General features: G+C 66.7%; 18 protein-coding genes. 10 read left to right on the top strand and 8 right to left on the bottom strand.

Features of this window, described 5'->3' with window-relative positions:
• Positions 1-65 precede the first annotated feature (65 nt).
• Positions 66-1484, top strand: coding sequence for a hypothetical protein (locus tag DMP03_RS02440; protein ID WP_152119133.1), 1419 nt, complete (start codon positions 66-68; stop codon positions 1482-1484).
• Positions 1484-1711, top strand: coding sequence for a DUF7410 domain-containing protein (locus DMP03_RS02435; protein ID WP_152119132.1), 228 nt, complete (start codon positions 1484-1486; stop codon positions 1709-1711). Before DMP03_RS02440 ends, DMP03_RS02435 begins: the two co-directional genes overlap by 1 nt.
• Here DMP03_RS02435 and DMP03_RS02430 read toward each other — a convergent pair.
• Positions 1708-2964 (bottom strand): Glu/Leu/Phe/Val family dehydrogenase, encoded by a 1257-nt coding sequence (locus tag DMP03_RS02430; protein WP_152119131.1) that lies wholly within the window; start codon positions 2962-2964, stop codon positions 1708-1710. The genes DMP03_RS02435 and DMP03_RS02430 overlap by 4 nt on opposite strands.
• Before the next feature lie 55 nt (positions 2965-3019).
• Positions 3020-3874 carry an HpcH/HpaI aldolase/citrate lyase family protein gene (locus DMP03_RS02425; protein ID WP_152119130.1) on the bottom strand — a complete coding sequence of 285 codons (855 nt, stop codon included), beginning with the start codon at positions 3872-3874 and terminating at the stop codon, positions 3020-3022.
• A 96-nt stretch (positions 3875-3970) separates the two neighbouring features.
• Between DMP03_RS02425 and DMP03_RS02420 the strand changes: the two genes are divergently transcribed.
• Positions 3971-4435, top strand: a complete 465-nt coding sequence (locus DMP03_RS02420; RefSeq protein ID WP_152119129.1) for a MaoC family dehydratase — start codon at positions 3971-3973, stop codon at positions 4433-4435.
• A 1-nt stretch (position 4436) separates the two neighbouring features.
• Here DMP03_RS02420 and DMP03_RS02415 read toward each other — a convergent pair whose 3' ends face one another.
• From DMP03_RS02415 to DMP03_RS02400, 4 genes are read right to left on the bottom strand one after another with little or no spacing between them, the layout of a single operon-like run.
• Positions 4437-4751 (bottom strand): DMT family transporter, encoded by a 315-nt coding sequence (locus tag DMP03_RS02415; RefSeq protein WP_152119128.1) that lies wholly within the window; start codon positions 4749-4751, stop codon positions 4437-4439.
• Positions 4751-6493: an acyl-CoA carboxylase subunit beta gene (locus DMP03_RS02410; RefSeq protein WP_152119127.1), complete on the bottom strand. Its 1743-nt coding sequence runs from the start codon at positions 6491-6493 to the stop codon at positions 4751-4753. Before DMP03_RS02410 ends, DMP03_RS02415 begins: the two co-directional genes overlap by 1 nt.
• A gap of 57 nt (positions 6494-6550) precedes the next feature.
• Positions 6551-7399, bottom strand: a complete 849-nt coding sequence (locus DMP03_RS02405) for a class 1 fructose-bisphosphatase (RefSeq protein ID WP_152119126.1) — start codon at positions 7397-7399, stop codon at positions 6551-6553.
• Positions 7399-8193, bottom strand: a complete 795-nt coding sequence (locus DMP03_RS02400; RefSeq protein ID WP_152119125.1) for a class I fructose-bisphosphate aldolase — start codon at positions 8191-8193, stop codon at positions 7399-7401. Before DMP03_RS02400 ends, DMP03_RS02405 begins: the two co-directional genes overlap by 1 nt.
• A 101-nt stretch (positions 8194-8294) precedes the next feature.
• Between DMP03_RS02400 and DMP03_RS02395 the strand changes: the two genes are divergently transcribed.
• From DMP03_RS02395 to DMP03_RS02385, 3 genes are all read left to right on the top strand, one after another.
• On the top strand, positions 8295-9194 hold the full coding sequence (locus DMP03_RS02395; protein WP_152119124.1) for an alpha/beta hydrolase: 900 nt from the start codon (positions 8295-8297) through the stop codon (positions 9192-9194).
• A gap of 39 nt (positions 9195-9233) precedes the next feature.
• Positions 9234-10097: a 3-hydroxyacyl-CoA dehydrogenase family protein gene (locus tag DMP03_RS02390; protein ID WP_152119123.1), complete on the top strand. Its 864-nt coding sequence runs from the start codon at positions 9234-9236 to the stop codon at positions 10095-10097.
• Between the two features lie 140 nt (positions 10098-10237).
• Positions 10238-11380 (top strand): acyl-CoA dehydrogenase family protein, encoded by a 1143-nt coding sequence (locus tag DMP03_RS02385; RefSeq protein ID WP_152119122.1) that lies wholly within the window; start codon positions 10238-10240, stop codon positions 11378-11380.
• Here the strand turns inward: DMP03_RS02385 and DMP03_RS02380 are convergent.
• Positions 11377-11646, bottom strand: coding sequence for a PadR family transcriptional regulator (locus DMP03_RS02380; protein WP_152119121.1), 270 nt, complete (start codon positions 11644-11646; stop codon positions 11377-11379). The two genes, DMP03_RS02385 and DMP03_RS02380, sit on opposite strands and share 4 nt — an antisense overlap.
• Before the next feature lie 262 nt (positions 11647-11908).
• Here DMP03_RS02380 and DMP03_RS02375 point away from each other — a divergent pair, with 262 nt between their 5' ends.
• Complete coding sequence (locus DMP03_RS02375) at positions 11909-12178, top strand: DUF7111 family protein (protein WP_152119120.1); 270 nt, start codon at positions 11909-11911, stop codon at positions 12176-12178.
• 1 nt (position 12179) lies between these two features.
• On the opposite strand, the gene DMP03_RS02370 is transcribed toward DMP03_RS02375, so the two are convergent.
• Positions 12180-12815, bottom strand: a complete 636-nt coding sequence (locus DMP03_RS02370; protein ID WP_152119119.1) for a 2,5-diamino-6-(ribosylamino)-4(3H)-pyrimidinone 5'-phosphate reductase — start codon at positions 12813-12815, stop codon at positions 12180-12182.
• Between the two features lie 85 nt (positions 12816-12900).
• Between DMP03_RS02370 and DMP03_RS02365 the strand changes: the two genes are divergently transcribed.
• From DMP03_RS02365 to DMP03_RS02355, 3 genes are read left to right on the top strand one after another with little or no spacing between them, the layout of a single operon-like run.
• A complete protein-coding gene (locus DMP03_RS02365) occupies positions 12901-13842 on the top strand; it encodes an ABC transporter ATP-binding protein (protein WP_152119118.1) in 942 nt (313 codons plus the stop codon).
• Positions 13835-14623, top strand: a complete 789-nt coding sequence (locus DMP03_RS02360) for an ABC transporter permease (RefSeq protein WP_152119117.1) — start codon at positions 13835-13837, stop codon at positions 14621-14623. Before DMP03_RS02365 ends, DMP03_RS02360 begins: the two co-directional genes overlap by 8 nt.
• A complete protein-coding gene (locus tag DMP03_RS02355) occupies positions 14620-15420 on the top strand; it encodes a hypothetical protein (RefSeq protein WP_152119116.1) in 801 nt (266 codons plus the stop codon). Before DMP03_RS02360 ends, DMP03_RS02355 begins: the two co-directional genes overlap by 4 nt.
• Positions 15421-15451 lie beyond the last annotated feature (31 nt).

Here is a 15451-nt window from a genome sequence, read left to right as displayed (position 1 = left end):
AAAAGCCCTCCTATGAGCCGCTCGGTTCCGACGGCTATACGTGGCGGGCGGCGTAACGTCGAGCGATGACCGATAGCCGACGCCGGTGGTGGCGCGTGTTCTGTAGCTCGCTCGCCGCGTTGTCCGCGACGGTCGCGTTCGTGGGCCAAGTGCTCGCCCACAGCGGGAGTCTCGGCGCGAACGCCGGCCGCGGCGTCGCCGTCCCAACGTGGCTGTTCCTCGCCACCGGCGGGGGCGTCGTCGGCGTCTCCTTCGTCCTCTCGTCGCTCGCCACCGACCGCGAGTTCCTCCGATACGTCCACGAGTACCGGCGAACCGTCGGGACGACGCGTCACGACCTGCTCGTCGGGCTTGGTCGAGCCGTCGGCCTGCTCGGACTCGTCGTCGTGCTCGCGACTGGCTTTCTGGCCGGACGGAGCGAGTTTCCGGTCGCGCTGCTTGCCGACGTGCCGACCGACCCGCTCCGGAACGCGGCCATCCTGCTCGTGTGGGGCGGCTGGTGGGCCGGGCTGGCGATGTCGTCGTATCTCGTCGGGAACGGGTGGCCCGTGCTCAATCCCTTCCGAACCATCGTGGGATGGCTTCCCTCGCTCGACCGCGACCTCCCGGTCGACGGGGGGTGGGTCGCGACGGTCGGCTTACTCACCCTCATCTGGGTCGAGGTGGTGAGTCCCCTCGCCGACGCGGCCCAGTTGCTCGCGACGGCCGTGACGCTGTACGGCGTTGTGACGGTGCTCGGGGGCGTGGTCGTCGGCGACGACTACTTCACCGAGTACGACCCCGTCGCGCGCGTCTTCGACGCCTACGGCCGGGTCGCACCGCTCACCGTCGAGGACGGTCGCCTGAAGCTCCGCTCGCCGGGCGCTGGTCTCCAGACGCCGTGGGTCGACTCGACCGGCGATATCGCCTTCGTCGTCGCGCTGTTGTGGGGGACGACCTACGACGGGCTGGTGGCGACGGCACCGTGGGCGGACTTCGCCCGCGCCGTCGTCGGTCTCGGCGTCCCGCCGGTCTTCCTGTATCCACTCGTGCTCGCCGTCGGGTTCGCTGCCTTCCTCGGTGTCTACCTGCTCTCGGTACGCTACGGTCGCCGAATTGCGGACACGACGCTCGATTCGGCCGAACTCGCCGCGCGGTTCGCCCCGTCGCTGCTCGCTATCGCCGCCGGCTACCACGTCGCCCACTATCTGGGCTACTTCCTGAACCTGGTGCCTGCCCTCGCGAACGCGCTCGCGAACCCGCTCTCGCCGGGGCAGGCGTTCGTGTTCGCGATTCCGGGCTGGTTCGGGCTGGCGTCGCTGACGTTCGTCATCGCCGGCCACGTGCTCGCGGTGTGGGTCGCTCACGGCGTCGGCTACGAGCTGTTCCCCTCCCGGATTCAGGCCGTCCGGAGCCAGTATCTCCTCACGCTCGTCATGATGTTCTACACGATGACCTCCTTGTGGATCGTCTCGCGACCGTACGAAGCCCCACCATTCCTCTGATGACACACGACTGCCCGTACTGTGACCGGACGTTCGTTCAAGAATCGTACCGCGACCTCCATCTCGGCCACCGCCACGAGGGACGGCTGACGACGCGGGAACGCGCCGCGTTCGAGCGCGCGTACGAACGGGAGGAGGACGACCTCACCTTGTTCCGGTACAAGGCGCTCGGCTTGCTCGTGCTCGTCTACTTCGGCTTCCTACTCGCGTACGCTGTCTCGCTCTAGGGCCACGTCCCCGACTCGGCGTGTGCGGCGATAACGCGCTTGAGTGCGACGATGTAGGCTGCGGTCCGGAAGTTCGGCACGTCGTACGTCTCGTAGGCCTCGGTCAGCCCGTCGAAGGCGTCCGTGATGACGCGTTCGAGTTCGTCGTTGACGCGCGCCTCGGTCCAGCCGAATCGCTGGCGATTCTGCACCCACTCGAAGTACGACACCGTGACGCCGCCGGCGTTCGCGAGAATGTCCGGCAGGACGGCCACGTCGCGCTCGGTGAGTACGTCGTCGGCATCGGGCGTCAGCGGACCGTTGGCGGCCTCGACAATCATGTCGGCCTGCACCGATTCGGCGAGGTCGGCGTCGATTGCGTTCTGGAGTGCCGCGGGGACGAGCAGGTCCACGTCGAGCGTGAGCAGCTCCTCGTTCGTCAGCTCCTCCGTTCCCTCGTAGCCGACGACGGAGCCGGTGTCGCGTTTGTGCTCGCGCACGTCCGCAGGGTCGAAGCCGTCGGGGTCGTGAATCGCTCCCGAGGAGTCGGAGACGGCGACGACGGTGGCACCGGTCTCCTCGGCGAGCATCCGGGCCGCAATCGCCCCGGCGTTGCCGTACCCCTGTACCGCGACCGTCGCGTCCCCGATGTCGCGATCGAGGTAGTCGAACGCCTCGCGGGCAGTGAGCATCGTCGACCGACCGGTCGCCTCGACGCGGCCTTCGGAGCCGCCCGAGTCGAGGGATTTCCCCGTCACGACGCCCGGTTCTGTCGTGTTTTCGAGGGTCTCGTAGGTGTTCTTGATCCAGTTCATCTCCCGCTGGCCGGTGTTCACGTCCGGGGCCGGGATGTCCTTGTCCGCGCCGACGAAGGGACGCAGTTCCTTCGTGAACGCGCGGGTGAGCCGCTCGAGTTCGGTCGCCGAGAGCTCCGAAGGGTCGACGACGATACCGCCTTTTCCGCCGCCGTACGGGATATCGACGGTTGCGGTCTTGTACACCATCCACCCGGACAGCGCCTTCACCTCGGCGCGGTTCACGTCCGGATGATAGCGAATCCCGCCCTTGTACGGGCCACGGTCGCCGTTGAACTGCGAGCGGTACGCCCGGAACGTCTCCAGTCGCCCGTCGTCCATGCGAACCGTCAGATTCGTCTCCAGGATGCGTTCGGGATTTTTCAGCCGCCGAAGCAGTCCGTCATCGAGGTCGATGTACGCAGCCGCATCGCCTAGCTGCTCTTGCAGGCTCTCGAAGGGGTTCGTCTCTCCGGTCATTAGTTGTGGGTCGCCCGCTGCGTCAAAAAGCGTGCTGGGGTACGCCGACACATGATTACGCGCCCCAGACGCCGGAAGCGCGTGCGCGCTCGCGGACGCGCTCGGCTTGTGCGATGAGGGGGGCGTCGACCATCTCGCCGTCGACGCGGAACACGCCAGCCCCGGCGTCGGTCGCCTCGGTCGCAGCCTCGAGGATGCGACGCGCCCACGCGATGCGTTCACCGTCGGGCGTGAACGCGTCGTTGACGATGCCCACCTGCGAGGGGTGAATACACATCTTCCCGTCGTAGCCGAGTTCGAGCGCGAACCGCGTCTCGTCGGCCAACCCATCGCCGTCCTCGATGCCGGTGTAGATAGTGTCGATGACATCGACGCCGGCGGCCGCGCCCGCGAGGACGACCTGCTGGCGGGCGTGTGACACCTCGGTCCCCTCCGGCGTTCGGGTCGCCCCGATGTCGGCCGCGAGATCTTCAGCCCCGAGCGCGAGCGCCACGACGCCGTCGGTCGCAGCGATGGCCTCAGCGTGGAGAACGCCGGCAGCCGACTCACACAGGGCGATGACGGGCACGTCGAAGCCACGCTCCGAAAGCAGGTCCGTCACGGCGAGCACGTCGGCCGGAGCCGCCACCTTCGGCACCATCACGGCGTCGAGGCGCGCGGGGGCGTCAAGCGCGTCAAGGTCCGCGGCCGCAGTCTCGGCGTCAGGGTTGACGCGCAGACACACCTCGCAGTCGGGGTCGAACTCTGGGTCGGACAACACCGCGGCGACGGTCTCGCGTCCTGCGGCCTTCCGCGACGGTGCAACCGCGTCTTCGAGGTCGAAACACACCGTATCGGCGTTGGTCGCGGGTGCTTTTCGCAACAGCTCGGGTTTGTCGGCGGGCGAGAAGAGGAGCGAGCGTCTTGCCATACCGTCGGGTCCGACCGCTCGCTGTTAAAGTACGTTGCTCTGTGAGGGCCGGTAGAGACCACCACCATATTTGCCGCCACCGACGCGAGCAGACATATGGCAGGTCTGTACTACGAGGAGTTTACTGTCGGCGAGACAATCGAGCATCCGCGCCGGCGAACCGTCTCCGAGAGCGACAACCAGACGTTCTGTGACATGACGATGAACCAGCAGCCGCTCCATCTGGACGCCGACTTCGCCGCCGACACCGATTTCGGCGCGCGGCTCGTCAACGGGCTCTACACGATGTCGCTCGCGGTCGGGATGTCGATTCCAGAGACGACCGACGGGACCATCGTCGCGAACCTCTCGTACGATTCGGTCCAACACCCGAATCCGGTCTTCCACGGCGACACCATCTACGCGGAGACGACCGTCACGAGCAAGCGCGAGACCAGCGACGGCGAGCGGGGTATCGTCGAGATGCACGTCGAGACGTACAAGGTCGAAGACGGGACGGAAGACACGCTTGTCTGTGGGTTCGATCGGACCGCGCTCTCGCTCAAGGAGGAAAATCAGTAGCTCACGAGACGCTGTGGAGTCCGACGATGCCGACGACGATGACGGCGATGAACCCACCCCGCGCGAGCGTCGCCGGCTCGTCGAACAGCACGATACCGAGCGTTGCGGTCCCGACCGCGCCGATACCCGTCCAGACGGCGTAGGCCGTCCCGATGGGGAGATTCTCGACGGCGCGCGCGAGTAGGACCATACTCACGGCGAGCGCCAGCACCGTCGCCGCTGTCGGGAGTGGCTTCGAAAGCCCTTCGGAGTACTCCAGACCGATGGCCCATGCAACCTCGAACAGGCCGGCCGCGACGAGCATCGGCCACGACATCAGAACACGGTACCGTGTTTCTTCGACGGGCGGTCCTTCTCGACGCCCTCATAGAACTCGAAGCGGGCCGCGAGTTCACCGCGCAGTTCGGAGGGGGGGATAATTTCGTCGATGACGACCTCGCTCGCCATCCGGTGGATGTCGATATCCTCGCGGTACTCCTCGCGGAGCTGTTGTTCCAGCTCGGCGCGTTCCTGGGGGTCGTCGATGTCGGCGAGCCGGTTGGCGTAGACCGCGTTGATGGCCGCCTCCGGTCCCATGATGCCGATTTCGCCGGCGGGGAGACCGATGACCGACTCGGGATCGTACGCCGGGCCAGACATCGCGTAGATGCCGGCACCGTACGCCTTCCGCACGATGACGGACTGTTTCGGCACCGTGGCCTCGGAGGTGGCGTAAATCATCTTCTTGCCCTTCTCTAGGATGCCATCCTTCTCGACGCCGGAACCGGCCATGAAGCCGGGCGTGTCACACAGATACAGGAGGGGGATGTCGTATGCGTCACAGGTCCACACGAAGTCGGCTGCCTTGTCAGCGGCGTCGGGGAAGATGGCTCCGGCACGTTCGTCCGGCTGGTTCGCGACGATACCGACCGGGCGACCGTCGACCCGACCGAACGCCGTGATAATCTCCTTACCGTAGTCGGGTTTCAGCTCGAAGTACGAGCCGTGGTCGACGACGCGCTCGATGACACGCTCCATGTCGTACGGCTCGTTGGGTGCCTCGGGGACGACGGAGTCGATGCCCTTCGGCGGCTTGCGCGGCGGCTTCGATTCTGCCATCGGCGGCGACTCGTCGCTGTTGTCAGGCAGGTAGGTGATGAGTTGCGCGACGAGTTCGCGGGCGTGTTCCTCGTCTTTGGCGACGAGGTCGGCGGAGCCGGAGTGTTCGGCGTGGACCTGCGGACCGCCGAGCTCCTGCATGTCGATGTCCTCGCCGGTGACCATCTGGACCATGCGCGGGGAGGCGATCGCCATCGCGGACATCCCCTCGACCATGATGGTGAAGTCGGCGAAGACAGGGGTATAGGCAGCGCCGGCGATACAGGGACCGTAGAGCACGCAAATCTGGGGGACCCGACCCGACAGCATCGAGTGGTTGTAGTAGTACTTCCCGATGCCCTCTCGGTTCGCGAAGAAGCCGGTCTGTTGGTCGATGCGTCCGCCCGAGGAGTCCATCAGATACAGGACCGGCTGGCCGGTCTTGAGCGCGCGCTGTTGCATCCGGAGGAACTTCTCGACGCCGCGGCCGGCCATCGACCCCGCCTTCACCGTGAAGTCGTTGGCCATCCAGTGCACGTCGCGGCCCTCGAAGTCCGCCGCACCGGTGAGAAGTCCGTCGCCGGGCGTGCGGCTCGCGTCCCCGTCGGCTTCGGGCGCGTTCTCGTGCCAGTCGTCGAAGGCGGCGAACTTCCCGTCCTCGAAGGCGATGCCGTCCTCGCCGAACCACAGGTCGAGGCGGTCGCGCACGAACAGTTTGTCCTGTTCGCTCAGGCGGTCCTTGTACTTCTGGGGACCGCCCGCCTCGATGTCGGCGATTTCCTCGCGGAGCCGTCGCTCGCGGTCGGTCGGACCGAGGTCGTCGTCGATTGGCGCGGTGAGGTTCACGTCGCGCACGAGCAGCGGTTCGTCGCTGTCGCCGACGAAGACGCGTATCTCGTCGTCGTCCGTGTGCTCGGAGAGTGCGCTGGCGATAGCCGACGCCTCCTCCTCTGTCGCCGACTCGCCGATGTGTACGTCCATACCGTGGGTGGCGAGGCCGGCGACTAATCCGTTTCCGTTCGCAAATATTGTCGGCGTCTACGCGAGCGCGGCCTCCAGCCGCTCGACGAGCGCCGTGTTTCCGAGATGAACGGGGACGCGCTGGTGGATTCCCTCGGCGGGCACATCGAGCAGCGATTTGCTTCCATCGGAGGAGCGACCGCCCGCGGTCTCGACGATATGGGCAATCGGATTCCCCTCGAACAGGAGCCGAAGTTTGCCGTCGGGCGCGGAGTCGAGGGCCGGATACGCGAAGACGCCGCCGTAGGTGAGCACCTGATTCACGTCGCCGATCATCGCGCCGCCGTATCGGAGCTTGAGCTCTCGTTCGATGTCGGCGGCGTAGTCGGCGAAGTCGTCGGGCCAGTCTGGAACCCGCCCGCCGAAGCCGTACACGACGGGGTCGTCCGGAACGGTCAGGTCCTCGGTGACGACGCGCCGGTCGCCGTCTTCGATGACGTACTCGGTCACGGTCCCCTCGTGGGCGGTCACCATCGTCGTAATCGGCCCGAAGAGGACGAACGCGCTCGCGACGAGACTCCGGCCGCCGGCCGGAAGCGGCTCGTCGTAGACGCCGACGATGGTGCCCATCGTGTTGTTCGACTTGAGGTTCGAGGAGCCGTCGAGCGGATCACAGGCGACGTGGTAGTCGCCGCCGGCGTCGCTCGTGATGACGGACTCGCGTTCCTCGCTGGCGTAGCTCCCGACTGCATCGAGGGCAAGGAGGCGGGTCTCCAGCATGCCGTCGGCGTACTCGTCGGCGGCGAGTTGCCGCTCGCCCGAGGGGTTCTCGGTGTCGCCGTAGCTGCGACGGCCGGAGAGACCGACGCGAATCTCCGGGGCCGTGGCCGCAACGGTATCGAGGAGGGCCGCGATGTCGTCGCTCATCAGGCTGCGCGGTCGAGCGCCTCGTCGACGCTCGTCTCGTCGAAGATGACGGCTTCGAGCGCGTCGAGGATGTGGGTGGGGTCCTCGCGCTGCCAGACGTTCCGGCCGACGGCGAGACCGACGCCGCCAGCGTCGATGACCGACTTGACCGACGAGAGGAACTCGCGGTCGGTCGTCTTCGAGCCGCCGGACATGACGACCTTCGTCTTACCGGCCATCGAGACGGCGTGTTCCATCGCCTCCTGGGAGCCGGGGTACTTCACCTTCGCCACGTCGGCCCCGAGTTCGTGCGCCTGGCGGGCGGCGTAGGCGATGGTATCGGGCGCAGTATCGTTCTTCAGACCCTGTCCCCGCGGATACGACCACATCACGACGGGGAGGTCGCGGTGGCGAGCGGCCTCCTGTGCGTCGCGGAACTCCTCGACCATCTCGATCTCGTTGTTGGAGCCGCCGTAGACGGTGAAGCCGACGGAGGAAGCACCGATCTCCTGTGCGTAGTCGACGGTGCAGTTGACCGCCGAGTCCGGCTCGCCCATCCAGAGGTTCGACGTGCCGTTCAGCTTGAGCAGGAGGTCGACGTCGTCCTCGTAGGATGGGTAGTACGCCTCTGCCGGTCCCTTCTGGACGGCCAGTGAGGTGACGGCCGAGTGGGTGGCCGCCTCGAACGTCCGGGCGGGGTCCTCGCTGCCGTCGAGACCCTCGAAGTCGACCGGGCCGTGTTCGAGACCGTGGTCGTACGCGAGGATGAGCACCTTCCCGTCGCGAGCGAGCGGGCTGTCGTCGAATGGTTGCATACGAGTCCGTCTGCACACCTGCCCAAAGAAGGTATTGATGCGCCGGCTCAGCCGCCGAACAGCGTGTCAACAGTTAACTCGGAGCGTCGAGAGCTGTCGGTATGTCACGACGGCGCGATGTCGAGACGGAAGACGGAACGCGCGTCGCGGTCCACGTCCGCCAACCCGACCGACCGACGGACGAGGCGGTCGTCTTCGTTCACGGCGCGACGTTCGGCGCGCGGCCGGCGTTCGACACCCCTGGCTACTCGTGGCTCGCCGACACCGCGTCCCGCGGGCGAGCAGCCTACGCCGTCGACGCCGTCGGCTACGGCGACAGCGACCGTCCCGTGGCGATGGACGACCCGGACGCCGACCCGCCGAGTCGGGCAGACAGGGTAGCCGAGGACCTGCGTCGCGTCCTCGACTCGCTGGCACGCGACCACGAACACCTCCACCTCGTCGGCTACTCGTGGGGGACGATGGTGGCCGGTATCGCGTGTACGCGTGAGACGGAGATTACCTCGCTCGTCCAGTTTGCACCCGTCTACGACCCCGAACCGGCGCGAGTCAGCGCCTTCGACCCCGGACGTGACCCGGCACCGAAACGCGAGGCGACCCGCACCGAGACCCGTGACCGGTGGGACGCACACCTCCCAGTGCCGAGCGACCACCGCGACCCGGACGCGTTCGACCGCTTCTGGACGACGCTGTTCGACGGGCAGGGCGTGAGCGACGACCCGCCGACGGTCGAGGCTCCAAACGGGACGCTGCTCGACCTCACTGCGGCCGCGACCGGTGGACCGATCTACGACGCCGCCGACATCGCCGTCTCGACGCTCGTCGTGCGCGGGTCACTCGACCAGACGGCGACGCGTGAAGACGGGCTCCGGCTCTACGACGACCTCACGACCGGTGAGGCCGAGTACACGGAGATCGCGAACGGTTCGCACTTCCTCGCGCTGGAGCGTCGCCGCGAGACACTGTTCGACCGCGTGGCGACATTCCACGACGGACAGTAGCTTCGGCATATTTTACCACCGGCGAGCCGACCCGCGAGTATGCGAGGCTTCGAGGAAATCGAGACAGTGGGCGTCGTCGGTGCGGGAACGATGGGTAACGGCATCGCGCAGGTGGCCGCCACCGCCGGCTACGACGTACTGATGCGGGACATCGAACCCGAATACGTCGAGAGCGGGCTGGACGCCGTCGACGAGTCGCTCTCGCGGCTCGTCGCCAACGACACCATCACCGAGACGGAAAAGACCGACGCGCAGGCGCGGCTCACGGGGACGACCGACCTCGGCCGGCTGGCCGAGGCGGACGTCGTCATCGAGGCGGCCGTCGAGAAGATGGATATCAAACAGGACATCTTCGCCGACCTCGACGCCGTGGTGGACGACGACGTAGTGCTGGCGACGAACACCTCGACGCTCTCGATTACGACCATCGCGGCCGCGACCGACCGCGCACAGCAGGTCGTCGGACTCCACTTCATGAATCCCGTGCCGGTGATGAAGGGCGTGGAGGTCGTCACCGGAGAGAAGACGACGGACGCCGTGACGGACCTCGCCCACGAGTTCGCCGAGGCGCTCGGCAAGGAGACGTGGGAGTCCGACGACAAGCCGGGGTTCGTCTCGAACCGCATCCTGATGCCGTGGATCAACGAGGGGATTCGTGCCTTCGACGAGGGGGTCGCCACCAAGGAGGATATCGACCGCGGGATGAAACTCGGCACGAACGTCCCGATGGGGCCGCTCGAGCTCGCCGACCACATCGGGTTGGACATCTGTCTGGACGCGACGGAGACGCTCCACGAGGAGCTCGGCGACCGCTACAAGCCGGCGTATCTGCTCCACCGGAAGGTCGACGCCGGCGACTTGGGGAAGAAGACGGGCGAGGGGTTCTACAGCTACGAGGGGTAACGCCCGATAAAATGCCGTCCGGGCGGACGAGCGGTACCCCTACCAACGTCCGCCGCTGTGCGTGCTGTGGGTCGGTGTGGTATGTACCTTGTGCCGGTCGGTGCTCGAAACGGCCAAGTACGCAGGCTCGTAGTGAGAGTATGGACTTCCAACTCTCGTCGGAGCAGAAACAGATCAAGGAGATGGTCACGGAGTTCGTGGACGAGGAGGTCGTCCCGCGAGCCAGCGATATCGACAAGACGGACGAGTTCCCCGCCGACCTCGTGGACGAACTCGCGAAGCTCGGACTGATGGGAATGCCGTTCCCCGAGGAGTACGGCGGTGCCGGGCTCGATTATCACGCCTACCCGATTGCGCTCGAAGAAATTTCCCGCGGCTCCGGCGGTCTGGGGACCATCGTCGCAGCCCACATCTCGCTCGCCGGCAACATGGTGTACGAGTTCGGGACCGACGCCCAGAAGCAGGAGTATCTGACCCCGCTCGCTGAGGGGGAGGAAATCGGCGCGTTCGCGCTCTCGGAGGCCGGGGCAGGCTCCGACGTGCCGGCGATGGAGACACACGCCGAGGCCGACGGCGACGGCTACACCATCAACGGCGACAAGGTGTGGATTTCCAACGGCTCGGTCGCCGACACCGTCACGCTGTTCGCGAAGACCGACCCCGACGGCGGCAACAAGGGCATCTCCTCGTTCATCGTCCGGCCCGAAGAAGACGACGGCTTCATCGTCGAGGGGACCGAGGACAAGCTCGGCGACAAGGGTTGTCCGACGGCCGAGCTCCGCTTCGACGACATGTGGATTCCGGAGGAGCGACGCCTCGGCGAGGAGGGTGAAGGGTTCGTGCAGGCACTCAAGACGCTCAACGGCGGCCGTATCACCATCGCGGCTCGGTCGGTCGGTATCGCACAGGCCGCCCTCGACGAGGCCAGCGAGTACGCCAGCAACCGCGAGCAGTTCGACCAGCGAATCGGCGACTTCCAGGCGATTCAGCACAAGCTCGCCGATATGGACACCAAGACCCGTGCCGCTCGCCTGCTGATGCACTCGGCCGCGGACAAGAAGATGCGCGGCGAGGAGTTCATCAAGGAGGCCGCACAGGCGAAGCTCTACGCGAGTGAGGCCTCACGCGAGGTCGCCAACGAGGGGATTCAGATTCACGGCGGCTACGGCTACACGAAGGACTTCCCCGTCGAGCGGATGTACCGCGACGCCAAGCTGAACGAAATCTACGAGGGGACCAGCGAGGTGCTTCGCAACACCATCGGTCAACAGCTCCTCGATTAGGCGACTCGTTCTTCGAGCCACTCGTACTGGTTTTCGACGCCGCGCTCGCCCGTCTCGGTGAGCGCGAGCACGTCGGCGATCCCGTCGACGCGGCGCTCGATATGGCCGGCGTCCACGAGCGCGTTCACGCAGCCTTCGAACTGTTTTGGGCGGATTCTCCGGTCGTAGCGGCGCTGGAGCGCCGTCTTCACCGACTGGGCGCGCTGCTCGTCCTCGTACAGCAGGATGCAGATGTCACGGCGCATACCGCTGGCGAACCACTCCATACGGGCAGAAACGAGGCGAACGTCGTTACTGCTGTGATTCTGTGTCGAGGGGGCGTCGGTGGGAACACCCCGACGCCCAGACTGTAGTCAACCACGACGAACACGTGCCAAGGTGTGACCGCCTGACTCGGCGGGCGCGAGAGTCACCGAAGTCTGGTGCACTCGCACAACGTGGTATATCTGCACATAATAAATACGTACAGGAGGGTGTTCAGCCGGTGAAAACCGTCACCTTCCCGTAGTCGGGACACGAAGGAGGGGTATGAGCAGCGCCGAGACAGACGACATCACCGCGGAGTACTACGAGACCGACGAGGAGCGCGTCCTCAGCTTCGACCGCGACGGGAGAACGGCCGCCATCGCGCAGAACATCGAGGGGTACGCCATGCTGAAGGTGCGGCCGACACCCGACGGCGACGAGCTCGAACGCTACTACGGGTTCGACATCGCGCTCGACCACGCGGGCGAACTCCTCGGCGTCGAGCCACACGCTCTCCCGGTTCCCGACGACGCCGCCGACATGGGGATGTGACCTACGCGTCGTAGGCAAGCACGACCCCGTCGTCGAGTCGCGACACGTCACGGAGCTTGAGCGTCGGGAACTCGTCGACGAATCCGTCACCGTCGGCGAGAGTGGGCGCACCGCGCCCGCCGATAATCATCGACCCGACGTACACCGTGAGTTCGTCCACCAGTTCGTCCGCGAACAGCGAGAAGATGAGTTCACCACCGCCCTCGACCATCAGGTGTGAAACACCGTGCGTGGTGAGTTCGTCGAACGCCTCGGGGAGGTCGACCCGGTCCTCGCCGGCGACGACGACAGTCGCACCGGCCCGTTCGAGCGCGCGCCGACGCTGTTCGGGAGCGGCCGCGCTCACGAGGAGATACGTCGGTCGGTCACCGGCGAGGATGTCGGCGTCCGTCGGGGTGCGTCCCCGCGAGTCGGCAACCACCCGTGCAGGTGGCTCGCTGCCGATGGATTCGTCGTGGCGTTCGAGCGACGGGTCGTCCGTGAGGACGGTGCCGACCCCGACCACGACGGCGTCGGCTTCGGCGCGAATCGTCTCCATGCGGGCGAAATCCTCGTCCCCGGAGATGGCAATCTGTTCGCGCTGGCGCGAGGAGAGCTTCCCGTCAGCGGAGACGGCCGCGTTCACGTGGACGTGCATACCGGAGGTGGCCGGGGGAGCCGATTAGTGGTTTCGCCCGCGGGGACAACGCTCAAGCGACCGGGCGGCGTCGGGTCTGGAGAGTATGCCGGTCATCCAGACGGACGAGCTGACGAAGTTCTACGGCGACGTGCGGGGTATCGAAGGGGTCTCCTTCGCCGTCGAAGAGGGAGAGGTGTTCGGCTTCCTCGGTCCGAACGGGGCAGGAAAGACGACGACCATCCGGACACTGCTCGGCTTTCAGTCCCCCACCGCTGGATCGGCGACGGTGCTCGGGGCCGAGGTGACCGACCGGGCCGCCCTGCGTGAGTCGCGTGGGAACGTCGGCTACCTCCCGAGCGAACCGGCCTTCGACGAGCGTGCGACCGGGCGACGGTTACTGGAGTACCACGGCGCACTCCGGGGTGACGAGCGCAGCGGCGAGCTGCTCGACGTGTTCGACCCACCCCTCGACCGCGCGGTCGAGGAGTACTCGCGGGGGAACAGACAGATGCTCGCCATCGTTATCGCGTTCATGCACGACCCCGACCTCGTGATTATGGACGAACCCACCTCGGGGCTGGACCCGCTGAAACAGGCCAAACTGCTGGATTTCATCCGGGCGGAACGCGAGTCGGGCACCTCATTCCTCTTTTCGTCGCACGTCCTCGGCGAGGTGCGGAAGGTGTGTGACCGGGTGGGTATCATCCGCGACGGCCGCCTCGTCGAGCAGGCTGACGTGGCCACGCTCCTCGACCGCAACGGCAAGCGGGTCGAACTCCGATTCGCAGACGACCTCGCGGCCGACGCCTTCGCCTTCGAGGGCGTTCACGACCTCGATATCGCCCCGTCGGGGGAGGCGACGACGGTCATGTTCACGTACACCGGCCAGTACGAACCCCTACTGGAGCACATTCTCGCCCACGACCCGCTCGACGTGAACATCGGCGAGGCACCGCTCGAGGACGTATTCATGCGGTTTTACGACACGGACGCGACCCTCGATGCAGGGGAAGAAAGCGAGAACGGGGGAGCGTCGGATGCGTGAGACCGCCCGGTATGAAGGCCGTGGGAATCTCCTCGCGTCGGTCACAATCGGCGGGTGTCTCGCCGCGTTTGGCGGGCTGGTGACCGCACTCACCCCGGGCATCCTCGACGATTTCGACATCGAGACCGTGGTGGCGAACCTTCCGCCGGCGGTCGCCGAGGGGTTCGGGTTGGAAGCGATCGGCAGTCCGGGCGGCTTCATCGCGCTCGAACTATACCAGTACGTCTGGCTCGTCGGTCTCGGGAGCTATCTCGCGTACTCGGCCGCCGGGAGTATCGCCGGTGACGCACAGGCGGGTCGACTCGACATGGTGCTCGCGGCACCACTCTCGCGGCGCGGCCTGCTCGCCGGAAAGTTCCTCGCGTATCTCGTCCCCGTACTCGTCGTGAACGCCATCGTCGGAGGCGTCGTCATCGGGGTGAACGCGGCGGTCGGGGCGGGTATCGAGCCAGCGTGGCTCGTCGCGGTTCACCTGCTGTCGGTGCCGTATCTGCTCGTCTGTTGCGCGATTGGGGTGACTGCCTCCGTGTTTGCCGACCGGCGGAGCCAGGCGGAGGGCGTCGCCGTCGGAACCGTCGTCGGGACGTTCGTCCTCTCGACCCTGCTCGGCGGGACCGCACTCGGGGGACTGACGCGGCTCACGCCCGCGAGCTACTACGACCCGCTGGCGATTCTGACGACGGGCGAGTACGACCTCCTCGGGGCGGGAGTGCTGCTCGCAGCGACCGTCGGACTGCTGGCCGTCGCCGCTGCGGGCTTCGAACGGGCTGATATCGCATGAGCCGACGTGACTTCGCGACGGTGTTCCGGTACGAGGCTCGGGGACGGCTCCGGACCTCGCTACTGCTGTCGGGAGCACTCTCCGCGTACGGGCTCGTCTTCGTCGCGCTCGCGCCGGATTTACTCGTTGGGACGGACCTCGCCGCACTGCTGGAGTCGCTGCCACCCCTGTTGACGGCGCTCGTCGGCTTCGAGTCGCTGGACTCGGTCGCCGGCCTGCTCGCCAGCGAGTTCTACACCTTCGGGTGGACGGTCGGACTGGCCGCCTACGTGGCGTACGCGGCAGCCGGGACCGTCGGCGGGGACATCGAGTCGGGGAGGGCCGCCACGCTGCTCTCGGGGCCGACCGCACGGACCGACGTGCTCGCCGGAGTAGCCGCCGGGCTGCTCGTCCCGATTGGACTCGTCAACGCCATCGTTCCGCTCGCGTTGTATCTCGGCGCAGGCGTCATCGGCCAGCCGCTGTCGCTCGCCGGCCTGTACACCCTCCACGCCGTCGCCGTCGTCTACCTGCTCGCGTGGCTCGGTCTCGGCACGCTCGTCGGCGTCACGGTCAAGCGCGGACGGCTGGCCGGTCGGACTGCCATCGCCGGCGCGTTCGCCGCGTGGTTCGGCGAGGCCGCTCTCTCTGTGACGACGGTCTCGGAGCTCGGCGCTCTCTCGCCGGCCCGCTACTTCGATCCGACGGCGGTGTTGGTCGAAGGCATCATCGCCCCGCTCGACATCGCGGTGCTGCTCGCGATTGCCGTGCTCGCGCTGTCGGTCGCACGCTATCGATTCGTCCGGACAGACCTGTGAGCGTGTGCAGCTCCCGCCTGCGACCGGGCGA

Source organism: Halosegnis rubeus (genome assembly GCF_009184545.1).
Lineage (GTDB): Archaea > Halobacteriota > Halobacteria > Halobacteriales > Haloarculaceae > Halosegnis > Halosegnis rubeus.
The sequence above is the reverse complement of the archived record's forward strand: the minus strand, read 5'-3'. Positions and strand labels throughout refer to the sequence as shown.